Source organism: Streptomyces sp. NPDC018026, assembly GCF_044327745.1.
GTDB classification, from domain to species: Bacteria; Actinomycetota; Actinomycetes; order Streptomycetales; family Streptomycetaceae; genus Streptomyces; species Streptomyces rubrogriseus.
Genome location: NZ_JBIRFY010000003.1, coordinates 218,274 through 233,087 on the forward strand (window position 1 = coordinate 218,274; position 14,814 = coordinate 233,087).

Annotated in this window: 15 protein-coding genes; 7 read left to right on the forward strand and 8 right to left on the reverse strand. The window is 73.8% G+C overall.

What is annotated here, in order from left to right; all coding sequences use genetic code 11:
• Positions 1-50: 50 nt before the first annotated feature.
• Complete coding sequence (locus ACH4D3_RS11115; protein WP_398319538.1) at positions 51-818, forward strand: maleylpyruvate isomerase family mycothiol-dependent enzyme; 768 nt, start codon at positions 51-53, stop codon at positions 816-818.
• A 33-nt stretch (positions 819-851) separates the two neighbouring features.
• Here the strand turns inward: ACH4D3_RS11115 and ACH4D3_RS11120 are convergent, their stop codons facing one another.
• Complete coding sequence (locus tag ACH4D3_RS11120) at positions 852-2,183, reverse strand: SLC13 family permease (RefSeq protein WP_398319541.1); 1,332 nt, start codon at positions 2,181-2,183, stop codon at positions 852-854.
• A gap of 304 nt (positions 2,184-2,487) precedes the next feature.
• On the opposite strand from ACH4D3_RS11120, the gene ACH4D3_RS11125 reads away from it, so the two are divergent.
• Complete coding sequence (locus tag ACH4D3_RS11125; protein WP_398319544.1) at positions 2,488-2,676, forward strand: hypothetical protein; 189 nt, start codon at positions 2,488-2,490, stop codon at positions 2,674-2,676.
• A gap of 300 nt (positions 2,677-2,976) precedes the next feature.
• Here ACH4D3_RS11125 and ACH4D3_RS11130 read toward each other — a convergent pair whose 3' ends face one another.
• The 3 genes from ACH4D3_RS11130 to ACH4D3_RS11140 form a co-directional block, all read right to left on the reverse strand.
• The gene (locus ACH4D3_RS11130; protein ID WP_398319547.1) at positions 2,977-3,510 is read right to left on the reverse strand and encodes a DoxX family protein; all 534 of its coding nucleotides are present in this window, start codon (positions 3,508-3,510) and stop codon (positions 2,977-2,979) included.
• A 155-nt stretch (positions 3,511-3,665) separates the two neighbouring features.
• Positions 3,666-4,157 carry a hypothetical protein gene (locus tag ACH4D3_RS11135; protein WP_398319550.1) on the reverse strand — a complete coding sequence of 164 codons (492 nt, stop codon included), beginning with the start codon at positions 4,155-4,157 and terminating at the stop codon, positions 3,666-3,668.
• Positions 4,154-6,646 (reverse strand): molybdopterin oxidoreductase family protein, encoded by a 2,493-nt coding sequence (locus tag ACH4D3_RS11140; RefSeq protein ID WP_398319553.1) that lies wholly within the window; start codon positions 6,644-6,646, stop codon positions 4,154-4,156. Before ACH4D3_RS11140 ends, ACH4D3_RS11135 begins: the two co-directional genes overlap by 4 nt.
• 109 nt (positions 6,647-6,755) lie before the next feature.
• Here ACH4D3_RS11140 and ACH4D3_RS11145 point away from each other — a divergent pair, with 109 nt between their 5' ends.
• Positions 6,756-7,400 (forward strand): GNAT family N-acetyltransferase, encoded by a 645-nt coding sequence (locus ACH4D3_RS11145; RefSeq protein WP_398319556.1) that lies wholly within the window; start codon positions 6,756-6,758, stop codon positions 7,398-7,400.
• A 15-nt stretch (positions 7,401-7,415) separates the two neighbouring features.
• On the opposite strand, the gene ACH4D3_RS11150 is transcribed toward ACH4D3_RS11145, so the two are convergent.
• Genes ACH4D3_RS11150 through ACH4D3_RS11160 form a run of 3 tightly spaced genes read right to left on the reverse strand, consistent with a single transcriptional unit; the run spans position 7,416 to position 9,105 of the window.
• Positions 7,416-8,144 carry a metallophosphoesterase gene (locus tag ACH4D3_RS11150; RefSeq protein ID WP_398319559.1) on the reverse strand — a complete coding sequence of 243 codons (729 nt, stop codon included), beginning with the start codon at positions 8,142-8,144 and terminating at the stop codon, positions 7,416-7,418.
• Entirely contained in the window at positions 8,141-8,398 is a 258-nt protein-coding gene (locus ACH4D3_RS11155) for a BON domain-containing protein (protein WP_398319562.1), read from the reverse strand. The genes ACH4D3_RS11150 and ACH4D3_RS11155 overlap by 4 nt, the downstream gene beginning before the upstream one ends.
• Positions 8,395-9,105: a nucleotidyltransferase family protein gene (locus ACH4D3_RS11160; RefSeq protein WP_398319565.1), complete on the reverse strand. Its 711-nt coding sequence runs from the start codon at positions 9,103-9,105 to the stop codon at positions 8,395-8,397. Before ACH4D3_RS11160 ends, ACH4D3_RS11155 begins: the two co-directional genes overlap by 4 nt.
• 147 nt (positions 9,106-9,252) lie before the next feature.
• On the opposite strand from ACH4D3_RS11160, the gene ACH4D3_RS11165 reads away from it, so the two are divergent.
• The 4 genes from ACH4D3_RS11165 to ACH4D3_RS11180 all read left to right on the forward strand — a co-directional run bounded on the left by ACH4D3_RS11165 (position 9,253) and on the right by ACH4D3_RS11180 (position 13,392).
• A complete protein-coding gene (locus ACH4D3_RS11165) occupies positions 9,253-9,564 on the forward strand; it encodes a hypothetical protein (protein WP_398319568.1) in 312 nt (103 codons plus the stop codon).
• A 296-nt stretch (positions 9,565-9,860) separates the two neighbouring features.
• The gene (locus ACH4D3_RS11170; RefSeq protein WP_398319571.1) at positions 9,861-10,274 is read left to right on the forward strand and encodes an SRPBCC family protein; all 414 of its coding nucleotides are present in this window, start codon (positions 9,861-9,863) and stop codon (positions 10,272-10,274) included.
• A gap of 1,161 nt (positions 10,275-11,435) precedes the next feature.
• On the forward strand, positions 11,436-12,767 hold the full coding sequence (locus tag ACH4D3_RS11175; protein ID WP_398319574.1) for a cation:proton antiporter: 1,332 nt from the start codon (positions 11,436-11,438) through the stop codon (positions 12,765-12,767).
• Positions 12,768-12,948: 181 nt separating this feature from the next.
• The gene (locus tag ACH4D3_RS11180) at positions 12,949-13,392 is read left to right on the forward strand and encodes a hypothetical protein (protein ID WP_398319577.1); all 444 of its coding nucleotides are present in this window, start codon (positions 12,949-12,951) and stop codon (positions 13,390-13,392) included.
• A gap of 158 nt (positions 13,393-13,550) precedes the next feature.
• On the opposite strand, the gene ACH4D3_RS11185 is transcribed toward ACH4D3_RS11180, so the two are convergent.
• Positions 13,551-14,729: a S1 family peptidase gene (locus ACH4D3_RS11185; RefSeq protein ID WP_398319580.1), complete on the reverse strand. Its 1,179-nt coding sequence runs from the start codon at positions 14,727-14,729 to the stop codon at positions 13,551-13,553.
• Between the last annotated feature and the right edge of the window lie 85 nt (positions 14,730-14,814).

Genomic DNA, 14,814 nt, shown 5'->3' on the forward strand with positions numbered 1-14,814 from the left:
ACGTGGAAAACGGCGTGCCCCGGGCCTGAGCGTGTGTTTGGGTCGGCGGCATGGAGATCACCCGCTTCCTCGACTGCCTCGCGACCGACCACGACCGGCTGCGGCGCGTCGTCGAGACCGACCCCGACGCCCCGGTGCCCACCTGTCCCGGCTGGACCGTCGCCGATCTGACCCGACACGTCGGCGAGGTCTACCTGCACAAGGCCGCCGCCATGCGCGACGGGGCCGAGCCCGAGCCCTGGCCGCCCAAGGAGTTCGCCGACGAGGCACCGACGGCGCTGCTCGACCGGGGCTACACCGCGCTGCGCGCCGAGTTCACCGCCCGCGCCCCCGAGGACCCGGCCGGCACCTGGTACGGGCCCGACCAGAGCGTCGGCTTCTGGATCCGGCGGATGGCGCAGGAGGCCGTCGTCCACCGCATCGACGCCGAACTCGCCACCGGGGCGCCCGTCACCGCCGTACCGGACGACCTCGCCGTGGACGGGGTCGACGAACTGCTGAAGGTCTTCGCCGCGTACTCGGTGGCGGAGTGGGGCGACTACTTCACCGAGATCCTGGACGGCTCGCCGGGGCGCACGTTCCTGGTGCGGGCCGGTGACGACGCCGCATGGCGGGTGCGGACCGGACCGGGCGAGTTCACCGTCACGGACGGCGCGGGCGACGGCCCGGCCGACGTGACGCTGAGCGGCTCCCCCGAGAGCGTGCTGCGGTCGCTGTGGAACCGGACGGGAGCGGACGGGGACCGCGGTGTGACCGTCGAGGGCGATCCCGCGGCCCTGACGGAACTGAGGCGCTGCCTCGTCGTGGCGACCCAGTGAGCGGACGCCCGGCACGCGGCGGCGCCCCGGGCGTCAGGCGCCGATGAGGCGCACCGCCCCCCACAGGGCCACCGTCGACGCGGCGACCGTGGCCGGGACGGTGAGCAGCCCCAGCACGGTGAACCGGCCCAGCTCCACCTCGATGCCGTGCCGGTGCAGGATGCGCCGCCACAGCAGGGTCGCCAGCGAACCGACGTAGGTCAGATTGGGGCCCAGGTTCACCCCGATCAGCACGGCGAGGACCTGGGCCGGACCGGCGGGCGCGGCCAGCGGCAGCAGGGCGAGTACGGCGGGCAGGTTGTTGACGACGTTGGCCAGCACCGCGGCGACCGCCGCCACCCCGAGCAGCGCCGGCAGCGAGTCCCCGTCCGGCAGCAGCCGCCCGAGCCCGGTCGCCGGCCCGCCCGCCACCACCCCCTGCACCACGATGCCGAGGGCCAGGACGAACAGGCAGAACAGCGGCGCGGCGGCGCCCACCATCTCCCGGGGCGTGACATGGCGCCGGGCCAGCGCCCGCACCCCGAGCACCAGCACACCGCCGAGCGCCGCCCAGGCGGGCTCCACCCCGGCCGGCGAGGCCACCGCGAACCCGGCCAGGGTCAGCGCCACGACGACCACGGTGAAACGCGGTACGGCGGGCGCGGGCGGCGCCGTCGCCGTGCCCGGCCCGTCACCGGGGGCGCCGCCCGGCGTCTTCGCGGCCCCCGGGCGGGCGGGTCCGGAAGCGACGCGCGCGGGACCGACGCGCGCGGGGGCCGCGTACACCGGCTCGGCCAGGTCCGCGCGGAAGAAGCGGCGGAACACCGCGTACTCGACGGCGATCGCGGCCAGCCAGGGCAGCACCATCAGCGCGGCGAACCTGGTGAAGGTCAGCCCACTGGCCGTGAACGCCAGCAGGTTGGTCAGGTTGGAGACCGGCAGGAGCAGCGAGGCGGAGTTCGCCAGGTGCGCCGTCGCGTAGACGTGCGGACGGGCCCGCGCACCGGCCCGGGACGCCGTGGCGAGCACCACCGGGGTCAGCAGGACCGCGGTGGCGTCCAGACTGAGCACGGCCGTCACCGCGCAGGCCACGGCGAACACCCCGGTCAGCAGCCGCCGCGGACTGCCGCCGCACCTGCGGGCCACGGCCGCGCCGACGGCCTCGAACAGGCCCTCCTTGGCGCACAGGTACGCCAGCATCAGCACGAGTGCGAGGAAGGCGACGACCGGCAGCAGCGTACGGGTCTGCTCCCACGCCCGGTGCGGGGAGACCGTGCCGAGCGCCACGACCAGCACGGCGGCCGGCACGGCGGCCACCGCCTCCGGCAGTCCGCGGGGGCGCAGCACGGCGAAGGCCAGGACGCCCAGCAGCAGGACGACGGGCACGGCCTCGGAGAGGACGGTGGTACTCAGGACTGCTCCTCCACACCGGTGGGCCGGCGGGATTTGGCTGACCGGCGAACGCGCTCCAGGATCGCATCCCCCGGGCGGGCACGGTCCGTATGACATGGCGTGGCCGAGGCCACGCCCCGGGCGGGAGCCGGACCAGGTTCCCCGCGGTGCGCCGCGGGCTACCGAGGCGACAGACGGGAGACCTGCTCCCCGCACCCGCGGGGACTTCCTCGCCCGACGCCGCACTCGGGCGGCGGCCCCAGGCTCACTGATCTGCTCGCCGGCACTGGGCCGGTGGGTGCTGGTCTTCCGGTACAACGAAAAGGCCTCGGCGACCAAGAACGTGCGCGCACTCGCCCACCTCATGGATCTCGGGGACGGCGCCATCGCCGTGAACCTGGCGAAGAAGACCCTCCTCGACGACGCCGGCGGCGCCGTCTCCGTCGAGCAACTGCAGCAGGCCCTGGCCAGGCTGCGGGGCGAGTGAACAACTCATCGGCGTGCGGTTCTCGAAGCAGAGCGTGTGCCTGCGCCACTGGCGGTCCTCCCTGGACTCGATACCGCCCGACTCCAGGGAAGCGATGAAGAAGGCCCCGGTAACCACCACGAACCATGGGACTGCCGCGTGATCAGGCGACAGCGGGGTTTCGTGCTGGGCCAGGTCTGAATCGTGACCGATTGGGCGGCCGCCGAGAGAACCCCCTCCTCTTGCGGTTGGCGGCCTGGCCGGCCTGGTCGGCCTTCTCCGGGACGACGCCTTGGATGCCGCGTCGCCGCAGGTAGGCCGTCAGACCCCGAGCCTGGCCCGGACACCGCCCGCCCTTGCCGCGGGGCCGGCCGCGGCCCGGACCGAGCGGTGCACCAGGTGGGCGTCGTGTCGCAGGTCATGGGCGGCGTGCCGGCCGCGCCACAGCAGCGAGGGGGCGCCGCCCGTGTCGTCGGCCGCGATCAGCAGCCCGCCCATCATGGACAGGTTCTTGAGGAAGTGGATGCGCTGCTGGGCGCGGTCGGACGGGTCCTCCGCCTCCCAGTACCGGTGCGCCGCCAGCGTGGTGGGGACCAGCGTCACGGCGAGGGCCAGCGCGGCCAGCCGCGGGCAGCGGCCGAGCCCGAGCATGATCCCGCCCACCACGTGCACGGCGGCGTTGATCCGTACGAGTTGCTCGGTGCTGTCCGGCAGCACCGGCACGCGGTCGGCCACCGGCCGCACGACCGGCTCGGCCGCCGGCGCCACGTCCTGGGGCCTGCGCAGAGACTGCAGGCCGCCCGCGACGAACATCGAGGCGAGCATCGGCCGGCCGGCCAGACGCAGAAGACTCATGACGCTGTCTCGCTCTCTTGGAGGGGGTACCGACGGGAACACCAGCGGGGTGGTGCCCCACTGGGATCATCAGGTGCCACGGCCTGCCACCGCCATTCGGCACCCGGTGGCGCACCGGCGGTGCCGGGCACCGCGCCGGGCGGGCAAGACGCAGCTCAGAGGCTGGTGAGGAGCTGCGGCGCCAGATTTTTGACCATGGTGTTGGTCCAGCGCATCTGGCGCAGTGTCTGCGGGTGGCACGAGGAGGCGACCGCCAGCAGGCCGTTGTCCTTCGACGCCTGGGCGGCCTGGGCCAGCATCTCCCAGTGCAGCGAGTTCTCCGCCGCGCGGACATGCAGTTCCCGCAGGTCGCGCAGGAGGAGCAGACCCGGCTCCGGCCGGTGCGCGACCGCCTCGGACGCCTTCTTCCGCAGGGTCGAGAAGACGCCGTCCGCGGGGTGGTCCGGCGGCTCGCCCAGCTTCACGCCGCGCTCCGCCGCGGTCTGGGCGAGCCGCCGCATGTGCTCGCGGGACCAGCCGGCGAGGTCGGTGGCGACATGGTGGACCTCGTGCTCGGTGCGGTGCCGCTCGGCGACGGTCACCAGGTCGTGGGCCAGATGCCGTTCGCCGCGGTGCAGCGTGCGCAGGGTCAGGTCGATGCCGTTCACTGGGCGCCTTCCTCGTGGCCGTGCGGGAACCCGGTCGCTTCCTGCTCCGTCGTGCGCGCCGCCGGTCCGCCCGAGGTGGGCGGGGCGGCTCCCGCGGCGACCGGTGCGGACGCGGTGGTGGTCGGCGCCGGGGAGGCCCGGCCGTCCCCGCGCTCCACGAGGGTGAGCGCGGCCGTGGCCGTCTTGAACAGCGGCTGCTTGGAGGCTGGGTCCCAGTCGGTGACCGTGGTCTCGTTCGCGGCCCGCCCGGGGGTGTCCGGGCCCGGCCCCGACCCGCCCGCGGTGTCCCAGTAGCCGTAGTGGAACGGCACGAACAGCAGCCCGGTCCGGATGCCGGTCACCCGCAGCCGCCCGCGCAGGGAGCCGTGCCTGCCGGTGACCTCGACCAGGTCGCCCTCGCCGAGGCCGAGCCGCTCCGCGTCCCCGGCGGAGACCTCCACCCACACGTCGGGGGCGGCATCGTTGAGCTGGGGCGCGCGTCCCGTCTTCGTCCGGGTGTGGAAGTGGTAGAGCGTCCGTCCCGTCGTCAGCTGGAACGGGTACTCCTCGTCCGGCTCCTCGTGCGGCGGCAGGTAGGCGGCGGCCTTGAGCATCGCCCTGCCGTCGGGGTTGAGGGAGCGGTACTCCACGACCTCCTGCGCGGCCCCCGTCTCCAGGTCCTTGCCGTAGCTCTCGCACCGGTCGGCACCGGCCCAGCTGATGCCGTCCGTGTAGAGCCGTGCCGTCCCCTCGGGGGCCCGGTCGTCGCAGGGCCACTGGATGCCGCTGGTGTCGCGGAGCTTGGCGTAGGACAGCCCGCTGTAGTCGCAGGGGCGGCCCGCGCTGCACCGCTTCCACGCCTCGAACGCCGGCTCGGGGCCGTCCCAGGTGATCAGCGGTCCGCCGTCCTTGTCCCGGAAGTCCATGCGCCGCGCGTAGTCCAGGAAGATGTCCAGATCGGGCCTGGCCTCACCGGGCGGCTCCACCGCCTTGCAGGACAGGTGCACCGTGCGGTCCGCGTTGGTGAGCGCGCCGGTCTTCTCGCCCCAGGTCGCGGCGGGCAGCACCACGTCGGCCAGCTGTGCGGTCTCCGTCAGGTACAGGTCCTGTACGACCGTGAACAGCCGCTCCTGCGACAGGATCGAGCGCATGCGCGGCAGTTCGGGCATCGAGACGGCGGGATTGGTTCCGCTGATCCACAGCATCCGCAGCGAGCCCTGCTCGGCGTACCGGAAGATCTGCATCGCGTGGGTCGGCGGCGCGAAGTGCGGGATGGCCTCCGGCTCGACGTTCCACACTCGGGCCAGGTCGGCCACGTGGGCGTCGTTCTGCCAGTTGCGGAAGCCCGGCAGGTCGCCGTTGGCCCCGCACTCGCGGGTGTTCTGGGCGGTGGGCTGGCCGTTCATCTGGAGGAGCCCGGCACCGGGCCGGCCCAGCATCCCGCGGATCAGGTGCAGGTTGTTGACCTGGACGGCGGCGGCGGTCGCCTGGTGGGACTGGTAGACACCCTGGAGGACCGTGGAGACCAACGCTTCGGCGGTGCCGACGAGTTCGGCCGCCTCCTCGATCCGGGCGGCGGGCACGTCGCAGATCTCCGCCGCCCACTTGGGCGTGCAGTCGGCGACCCGGGCGGCCAGTTCCCCGAAGCCGACGGTGTGCGCGTCGATGAAGTCCCGGTCGATCCGCTCGTGCCGGATCGTCTCGTGCAGCAGCGCGTTGAGCAGGGCGACGTTGGTGCCGCTGCGGGGCGCGAGGTGTACGGCGGCGTGATCGGCGACGCGGGTGGGGCGCGGGTCCACGCACAGCAGACGCGGCGGGTCGGCACCCTCCAGGCGGTCGAGGAGCCGCATCCACTGCACGGGCTGGGTCTCGGCGATGTTGTGGCCGAACAGCGCGACCACGTCGGCGTGGTCGAAGTCGTCGTAGCTGCCGGGCTGCCCGTCACAGCCGAAGGTCTCCTTCAGCGCCTCCGCGGCGGTGGCGGTGCACAGCCGGGTGTTGCCGTCGAGGTGGTTGGTGCCGATGCCGGCCCGGGCCAGGACCGCGAGCGTGTAGTACTCCTCCAGGAACAGCTGACCGCTCGTGTAGAAGCCGATCGAGCCCGGCCCGCGCGAGTCCAGCAGTTCGCGCGAGCGGGCGGCCACCAGGTCCATCGCCGTGTCCCAGTCCGTCTCCACCAGCTCCCCGCCGCGCCGCACCAGCGGCCGGGTCAGCCGGTCACGGGAGGCGTTGGCCTGCCAGCCGAACAGGTCCTTCGGACCGAGCCGCCCCCGGTTGACCCGGTCCACGTCCCGGCCGCGCACGCCCACCATGCGGCCGTCGGCCACCGCGATGTCCATGGCGTCGCCGTCCGAGTGCAGGATCGACGCGGACTGCACCCACCGCTGCACCGCCCCGGGCTCCACCCCTTCGGCGAGGAACGTGTCCACCCGGGCCGGCCAGGTCTCGTGCCGACCGTAGGGCACCCGTGCGCCCCACGGCCGCGCGATCCGGTCCGTCGCGTCCTCCATCGCCTGCCTCCCGCCCACGCCCGTCACACTGCCGGCCGCCGGGTACCCGGGCGCCACCGATCGAAGCGAGCCACTTGTGGGAGCGCTCCCAAGCGGGCAGGATGCCGAGGTGACAGCGACTGCCTCGGTACGCCCCTACCGCCCCGCCGACGCCCCGGCCCTCGACGACATCTGCATCCGGACCGCGCACAACGGCCGGGACAGCCGGCCCGTGTACGCGGACCCCGCCGTCCTGCCGGCCATCTTCGCCGCGCCCTACGTCCACCTGGACCCGGGCCTGGCCTTCGTGCTGGACGACGGGCGGGGCCGCGCGGTCGGCTACGTCCTCGGCACGGCGGACACCGCGCGCTTCGCCGCCGACTTCCGGGCGAAGTGGCTGCCGAGGGTCGCCGACCGGTATCCGGCCCCGCAGGGCCCGCCCGGCACCCGGACCCCGGACGAGGTCATGGCCGGGCTGCTGCACGACCCGGAGCGCATGGTCGTCCCGGAGCTGGCGGCCTACCCCGCCCATCTGCACATCGACCTGCTGCCCGACTGGCAGGGCCAGGGCCACGGCCGGACCCTGATGCGGACGTTGTGGCGGGCCCTGCGCGAACGCGGCGTCCCCGCCGTCCACCTGGTCATGGCGACGGCCAACACCCCGGCCAGGGCCTTCTACGACCGCCTGGGCTTCCACGAGATCACGGCGTCCGGGCTCGACCCCGCGGACGTCACCTGCCTGGGACGCACGACGCGGGACGCCGAACCGAGCTGACGGCCGGTCAGGCAGTCAGGCAGCCTCCAGCCGATAGACGTTGAAGGCCCGGCGGATGACGGGCTGCGCCACATTGCGCACCCGGACTCCGCCCGCCGTCATCCCGTGCTCCGTGCCCAGGTGGGCGTGTCCGTGGACGGCCAGGTCGGCGCCGGCCGTGTCGATCGCCTCCGCCAGGAGGTAGCTGCCGAGGAACGGATGGATCTCCGGCGGCTCCCCGGCGAGCGTGTCGGCGACGGGGGAGAAGTGGGTCAGCGCCACCCGCGCCGCGCAGTCCTCCTCGTCCAGCCGCTTCAGCGCGGCGTGCAGGCTGTCCGCCGAACGGCGGGTGGTCCGCACGAACTCCTTCATCACCGGCTCACCGAACTCACCGGCGCTGCGCCCCACGAACCCGCCGCCGAACCCCTTGGTCCCGGCGATCCCCACCCGGCCCCCGGCGCACTCCACGACGGTCGCCCCGCCCTCCAGCACGGTCACCCCGGCGTCCCGGAGGATCGCGGTGACCTCCTCGGGACGTTCGTCGTGGTGGTCGTGGTTGCCGAGGACCGCGACCACCGGCACCGGCAGACCGCGCACCTCCCGGGCGACCACCCGTGCCTCCTGAGAGGTGCCGTGCCGGGTAAGGTCCCCGGCGAGCAGCAGCAGGTCGGCGCAGTCGGGCAGGGTCTCGAACGCCGGCCGCAGCAGCCCTTCGCTGTCGGGTCCCATGTGGATGTCCCCGACGGCGGCGACCCGGATGGTCACAGCTCCTCCGCGTGGTCGGGGCGGGTGGCCTCGGCCACCACGACGTCGGCGTGCACGGTCAGCCCGGCCAGCTCCTGACGGGCCAGGCGCAGCACGGTCTCGCGGCACTGCGCCGAGGGCACCGTCCCGGTGAGCGCGACCGCCCCGGCCCGCACCTCGGCACGGACACCGAGTTCACCCAGTTCCTCCGCGGCGAGCCGGTCCTGCAGGTGCGCCACACGGTATTCGACGTTCTGGCCGCCGGAGTCGCTCATCGCGGACCCTCCTTCGAGGCCGTGGCCGGGGGACCGGCCGGAGGGATGATCTCCAGCCGTTCCAGGATGAAGAAGAACGCGGCGGGCATCGGATCGTCACCGCAGTCGCGGCGCAGCGCCGCCCAGTCGATCTTCTCGCGCAGGGTGCGGGCGATCGGCAGTACCGCACCGAAGTCGCAGTGGTGCTCCGAGAAGGCGGCCAGCAGACCGCGCAGCAGGTCGGTCGGCGACAGGACCGGCATCAGGACCGAGTCGACCGACAGGTCCCGGGCCCGGTCCAGCAGAGCCGTCGTGACCGGCTCGTGCGCCAGCTCGAAGATCAGGTCGACCTGCTGCCCGAGGCAGTCCGCCTTGAGCAGCCAGTCCTCGGGCGGCGTGTACACCGTCAGCCCCGCCTCCCGCAGCGTCGCGGCGACGGCGTCCGCGTCCTGCGGCCGGATGCAGAAGTCGACGTCGTGCTGGAGGTTCTGGGTGCCGCCGTGCGCGTACACGGCGACGCTGCCGGCCAGCGCGAACGGGTGCTCCGCCTTCTTCAGGGTCGAGCCCACCTGCTTGGCGGCCTGGAGGATCGCCTGGTTGCGGTCGAGCGGGAGATCCTCGCGAGGTGCCTCGCGGCGGGGGACGGGGCCACGGTCCCCGTCGGCCGGGCGCAGCTCGGAGACGCCGGCCCGTCGGCCGCTCGCGTGATCGTCGGCGGGCTGCCTCATCGCTGTCCCCTTCCCGGGCTGTCGCCGTCGGCGGAACGGACCGGACCGGCCCTCCCCTTCTCGCCGGGCGGGTACCCGGCGCCGTACCGCCGACACCGCGGCACGTGCCGGTGTGAGGCGCGCAGGTATCGCGGGCACTCGGCCGGCATGAGCGACGAGCGGATGCGACAGCGGACCGACTCCGCCGGCCGCCGGACCGTGGAACGGCTGGTGGCGGCCTGGCTGGCCGAGACCGAGCGGCACGATCACGAGGCCGCCGGGGAGGCCCGGGACGGATGGGAACGGGACGCGCTGTCCGACCGGTCCGCCCAGGACCTGGCCACCTGGGTCACCGCCAGGGTCACGGACACCGGCTTCACCGAGGACGAGGGCCCCTATGTGGCGGGCCCCGTGCGGATCACCCCGGCGGACAAGGACACCGTGCACGCCTGGCTGCGCGCCCGCGGGCACGCCGTGTGAGGCGGACACCGGTGCCGCCTCACGAAGGCGGCCGCCACTCGGACATCAGCAGCCTCGCGTCGTCCCGCAGCCGCCCCTCCTGCATCGCCAGGATCGAGTGCATCAGACGGCGCAAGGACTCGGTACGCCCACCCCGCCGCCGAGAGTCCGCCGCGGCGGGGACGAGTGCCCAGCAGTCTGGCACCGCCCGGCCCGCGCCGCCCGTCGGACCGAAGCGCCCCGCGCGAGCGCTTCGGCCCCGGCAGAAGGGGCACGCGTCCCCTCGTACGATCCCGAGCGCCGAGGAGTGGTGCCGCATGACCGAGTACGAGCGTTCCCGCACCATGCCCGCCCAGCCGGAGCAGGTCTTCGACCAGGCCGCGAACGTCGGACAGCTGGAGACCTGGCTGCCCCGGGACCTGCACGTGGAGCCGGAGGAACCACCCGCCGTCACCGTGCACGAGGACCGCACCGACCACGACACCTCGGCGCTGCTGAGCGCCCGGCCCGAGCAGATGCGGCTGGAGTGGGGCACCCGTGAGCAGGGCAGCTACGCCGGCTGGCTCCAGGTCGCCGGACTCGACAGCGGGGCCAGCGAGGTCACGGTGCACCTGTCGTTCTTCGACGACAGCCACGACCCGGGGCAGCGGACGGTGGCCGAGGCCCTCGACGGCAGCCTGCGGCGGCTGGAGGAACAGGTGAGGCTGCGCACCGACAACGCGGCCGGCTGAGGAAAACCCCGGGACCGGCCCCGGGTGTCCGTCCCGGCGGGTGGGATCCCGCCGCGCCGCATCCGCGCCCGCCTCCGCAGCGGCATCCTCGTCACCGGCGCGCACGCGCTCTGACCGGGCGTCAGGTCACCCGTCGACGTCGCGTCATGCCACCACTCGTGCAGGGCCGGTTGGCTGATCGTTTGCAGTCCTGCGGGTGCGCGTCCGACCCGGGCGGCCGAAGCGGCCGTCACCCGAATGGCCCCCGAGCGGTACTGGTCACGGCCGAACCGGTGTCTCCTGGAGAGTGTCAGCGGCGTCCAGGCTGGGAGGCCGATCATGTACGAAATGTGCGTGGGCCCGGAGAAGGCGGGCGGAGCGTTGGTGTGGCACGTACTGTCCAAACAGGCCGCGGCCACACTCTGCGGACAGCAGCTCCGCGAACGTATCGAGGCATCCGACGGTGAACGGGCGCGTCACTGCCCGGACTGCATGGCTTCGTTCGAGAAGTTGATGGCAACCACACCGTGCTGACGGACCGTCCGCAAGCCGTCCGCCCCGTCGCATCCCGCGGCGGGGCGGACGGCGTTCTCGGGCGCGGTCCCTGACCATCACTCGGTTGGTGCAGTGTCGTGGCGGAGAGCCGGGGAATTCGCCGGTCATGCCCCGGCGCGCGTCGTCCTCCCGTGCCCGGGGCCGCGGGACGCGCCGCGGCCGGGATCCCCGAATCGGCCGCGGCGCATCCTGCTCCGGCCGCCGAGCGGCTCCCCCGCCGGGGCGATGGGTGTCGGCCGCCGGACCATTTGGGTGTCGTCCCCGATGGCCGTGCCCGGGCCCGGCGTGTGACCGTGTACCGACGCTGCGCCCGGGGGCTTTCCGAGGCCGGGGCCGGGGCTGGGCGCGGGCAGGTCCGTCCCGCCCGTTCACGGGCGTCGCCGGTTGGCCGTCCGTTCCGGGTGCGCCGTGCGCCCCCTGGTGCCGGGGCGGTGTCCGGGGCACCGGCGCCCCGGGCCGACGCACTCGACCGTCTGCTGCCCGCCTGCCCGCCTGCCCGCCTGCCCGCCTGCCCGCCTGCTCGCTTGTCCGCCTGTCCGACGGCGCATCCCCGAAGAAGGAGAACCCGCATCAATCCCCGTCAAGTGAAGCCCTCCCGAACCTCCGCGCGGTCGAGGGCGGTGACCCGTGGGACACGCTGACACCCTGCTCGCCATGGGCGGCGCCTTCGTCGCCGCCGCGTTCCTCGCCCGCCTCGGCGGGAGGATCGGACTTCCGACGATCCCTCTGTTCATGCTCGCCGGCATCCTGCTCGGCCCTCATACCCCGGGCTTCGTCCTGGTGGAGGACGCGCACGACTTCGAGATGCTCTCCGCACTCGGACTGGTACTGCTCCTCTTCTACCTCGGGCTGGAGTTCCACCTCGACGACCTCAAGAGCGGCGGCAAACGGCTGCTCACCGCCGGGGGCATCTACCTGCTCCTGAACGTGGGTGCCGGACTCGGCTTCGGATTCGTCCTCGGCTGGGGCGTGCGGGAGGCGTTGGTGCTGGCGGGGGTGCTCGGCATCTCCTCCTCCGCGATCGTCACCAAGATCCTCATCGACCTGGGCCGGATCGGCCGCCCGGAGACCCGCCTGATCCTCGGTGTCATCGTCGTCGAGGACATCTTCCTCGCGCTGTACCTGGCCGCCCTGCAGCCGGTGATCTCCGGCGCGCACGGCGTCGCCGACACGGCCCTCCAGGCGGGCAAGGCCTTCGGCTTCCTGCTGGTACTGGCCGCCGCGGCCCGCTACGGCACCCGGCTCGTGGGGCGACTGATCCACACGCGGGACAACGAACTGCTCGTCATCAGCTTCCTCGGTGCCGCGGTGCTCGTCGCCGGTATCTCCGAAATCCTGGGCGTCGCCGACGCCATCGGCGCCTTCATGGTCGGTCTGATCCTCGCCGGCACCCCCTCGGGGCCGCGGATCCGCGAACTGGTGCACCCGCTGCGCGACGCCTTCGCGGCCATCTTCTTCTTCGCCTTCGGGCTCGCCATCGACCCCGGCGACCTCGCCTCCGTCGCCGGTCCGGTGGCCGCGGCGGCGGCCCTGACCGTCGTCATGAACATCGTCGCCGGGCTGTGCGTCGCCCGGGTCTACCACTACGGTTCCGAACCGGCCGCGGAGATCGCCACCACCCTCGTCGCCCGCGGGGAGTTCGCGCTGATCCTGGCCGCCATGGCCGCGGGTGCCGGACTCGACGCCCGGCTCGCTCCCTTCATCGCGGGATACGTGCTCGTCCTCGCCGTGCTCGGCCCCATCGTCGCCGGACGCGCCCACGTCCTCGCCGCCGCGCTGCGAGCCGTCGGCGGACTCCTGCCGGGGACCAGGACACCGGTCGCGGCGGCGGGCGGCGGGACCGGTGCGGGGACCGAAAGCGACGGCCGCCCGGAGCGGGGCCCGGTGCCGGTGCCGGCCCAGGCCTCGCCCTCGTTCGGGTCGTCGTCCGCCTCGGAGCACACCGAGGCGGAGCACTAGCCGGGCACGCGAACGGCCGCGCGAACGGCCGCGCAACGAGGCCCGTCGGCGTGGCCCGTCGGCGTGGCCGGTCGTCGCCCCGGGCGGCACGGCGGTCCGGCTCCCGGTGGGACAATCTGCCCACAGGGTCGTTGTCCGACGCCGTGGTCGGACGCGTCCGGGACCGGAAGGAGCCGTCAGCATGATCGAGTGGGTGCCCCTGGGCAGCGGTGCCAGACCCGTTCCCAGGCCGGTCGCGGCTCCGCTGGTGTGGGCCGGTGCGTTCGGCGGCGCCCTTCTCCTGGTCGGGCTGCTCAACGGCATCGTGGGCGCGGGGCGTCCGGGACTCGCCCTGGTCGCGCTCTCCCTGCTGGCGGCCGTGCTCGGCCTCTGCGCCCGGTTCACGGCCGCACCGGGGACGGCCGTGCTGTGCTGGCTGTCCCTCAACGGCTTCGCCATACCACCGGCCGGCACGCTCACCTGGGCCGGCCGGCGGGACGCGCTCTGGCTGGCCTGTCTGCTCGGCGCGGCCCTCGTCGGCACGGCGCTGGCCCGTCTGGTCCACGCGCGGGCCGCCTACCGTCGGCTGACCACGGCGACGGGCCTGGACGTGCCGGAGCCCGGGACCGGACCCGGCGACGTCTGAGCCCACCGGCACGCGGGGGACCGCGAAACCGCGGACACGGAGGGCCGGAGAGGGACGGACCGCGGACACCGGCGGCCGGGAAGGACGGACCGCGGACACCGGCGGCCGGGGAGGGACGGACCGCGGACACCGGTCCGTCCCTCCCCACCGCCGTCCGGTCAGGCCGTGTGCAGGGTCAGGCCGTAGCGGTTCAGGATCTCGTTGACCGGCTGGAACCAGGTCTCCCCGCCGCTGGAGCAGTTGCCCCAGCCGCCCGAGGTGACGCCCTGCGCCTGGTCACCGCTGATGAAGGAGCCGCCGGAGTCGCCGCCCTCGGCGCACACGCTGGTCTTGGTCAGCTGGTGCACCACCGAGCCGTCGCTGTAGTTGACCGTCTCGTTGTGGGCCAGCACCGTGCCGCAGTGCCAGTGCGTGGTCGAACCGGAGCGGCAGATCGAGGAACCGACGGGCGCCACGTTCGAGCCGCGCACGAGCTGGTCGGAGACGGTGCCCCAGCCGAGCACGACCGGTACTGTCCACCAGCCGCTGCCCACGCTGACCCACGCGTAGTCGTTGTCGGGGAAGGACGAGCCCTGGAAGGTGCCGATGTACGAGCGGTCCCAGCCGCTGACCCCGGCGCCGGCCCGGCCGCAGTGCCCGGCGGTGACGAACCCGCCGTGCACCGAGAAGCCGATGGAGCAACGGACGTTGCCGGTGTAGTAGGGGTCACCGCCGACGGTGCCCGCCGCGAAGGTCTGCGGTGCCGACGGCACCGTCCGCACCGTGACCGGAGCGGTCTCGCGGGCCTGCTTCAGGAAGCTCTGGACATCGTTGTCAGCGCGTTCACCCGCGACCACGTCCACGACGACCTTGTTGGTGGCCCGGTCGGCGCGCCAGCTGCTCACTCCGGCCGGTGCGTCGAGTCGGTCGACGCGTGCCTTGGCCGCGTCGAGCTGCTGTGCGCTGTGCTCCACGGTGCGGACCTGCGCCCCGGTGGCGCGGACCGCCCGCAGGGTCGAGGGTGCCGCGTCCGGGGTGACGGCCACCGTCAGCCGTCCGGCGTCCGCGTCGAACCAGGAACCGCCGAAGGCCTTTCCGGCCGCCCGGCGTGCCGCGGGCTCGATGCCGGTGGCCTCGCGTTCGGCCGCGAGCCGGTCCTCGGCCTCGGCCCGGGTGAGGCCGAAGTCCCGCTGCATGGCGTCCAGCAGACCGGCGGAGGCCGGCTGCTCGGCGGAGGAAGAGGGGGAGTGGGTGGTGGGGGCGTCGGCCGCCGAGGCCGGCAGGGTGCCGACCGCGGTGAGGCTGCCGAGCACGAGGAGTCCGGCCAGGCCGAGGTGCCTGAGTCTGCTGCGTCTCACGGGAGTTGCCCTTCGTCGTTCCAGCAAGGTGGGGGTGGAACAGATGACATGGAACAACCGCGGTTTGAGAGCGCTCTCATCGGGT

Bases quoted from the DNA above. Each gene is read 5' to 3' on its own strand.
- ACH4D3_RS11115 (WP_398319538.1), top strand. From the start codon at position 51: ATGGAGATCACCCGCTTCCTCGACTGCCTCGCGACCGACCACGACCGG.
- ACH4D3_RS11130 (WP_398319547.1), bottom strand. From the start codon at position 3,510: ATGAGTCTTCTGCGTCTGGCCGGCCGGCCGATGCTCGCCTCGATGTTC.
- ACH4D3_RS11140 (WP_398319553.1), bottom strand. From the start codon at position 6,646: ATGGAGGACGCGACGGACCGGATCGCGCGGCCGTGGGGCGCACGGGTG.
- ACH4D3_RS11155 (WP_398319562.1), bottom strand. From the start codon at position 8,398: ATGAGCGACTCCGGCGGCCAGAACGTCGAATACCGTGTGGCGCACCTG.
- ACH4D3_RS11160 (WP_398319565.1), bottom strand. From the start codon at position 9,105: ATGAGGCAGCCCGCCGACGATCACGCGAGCGGCCGACGGGCCGGCGTC.
- ACH4D3_RS11165 (WP_398319568.1), top strand. From the start codon at position 9,253: ATGAGCGACGAGCGGATGCGACAGCGGACCGACTCCGCCGGCCGCCGG.
- ACH4D3_RS11170 (WP_398319571.1), top strand. From the start codon at position 9,861: ATGACCGAGTACGAGCGTTCCCGCACCATGCCCGCCCAGCCGGAGCAG.
- ACH4D3_RS11180 (WP_398319577.1), top strand. From the start codon at position 12,949: ATGATCGAGTGGGTGCCCCTGGGCAGCGGTGCCAGACCCGTTCCCAGG.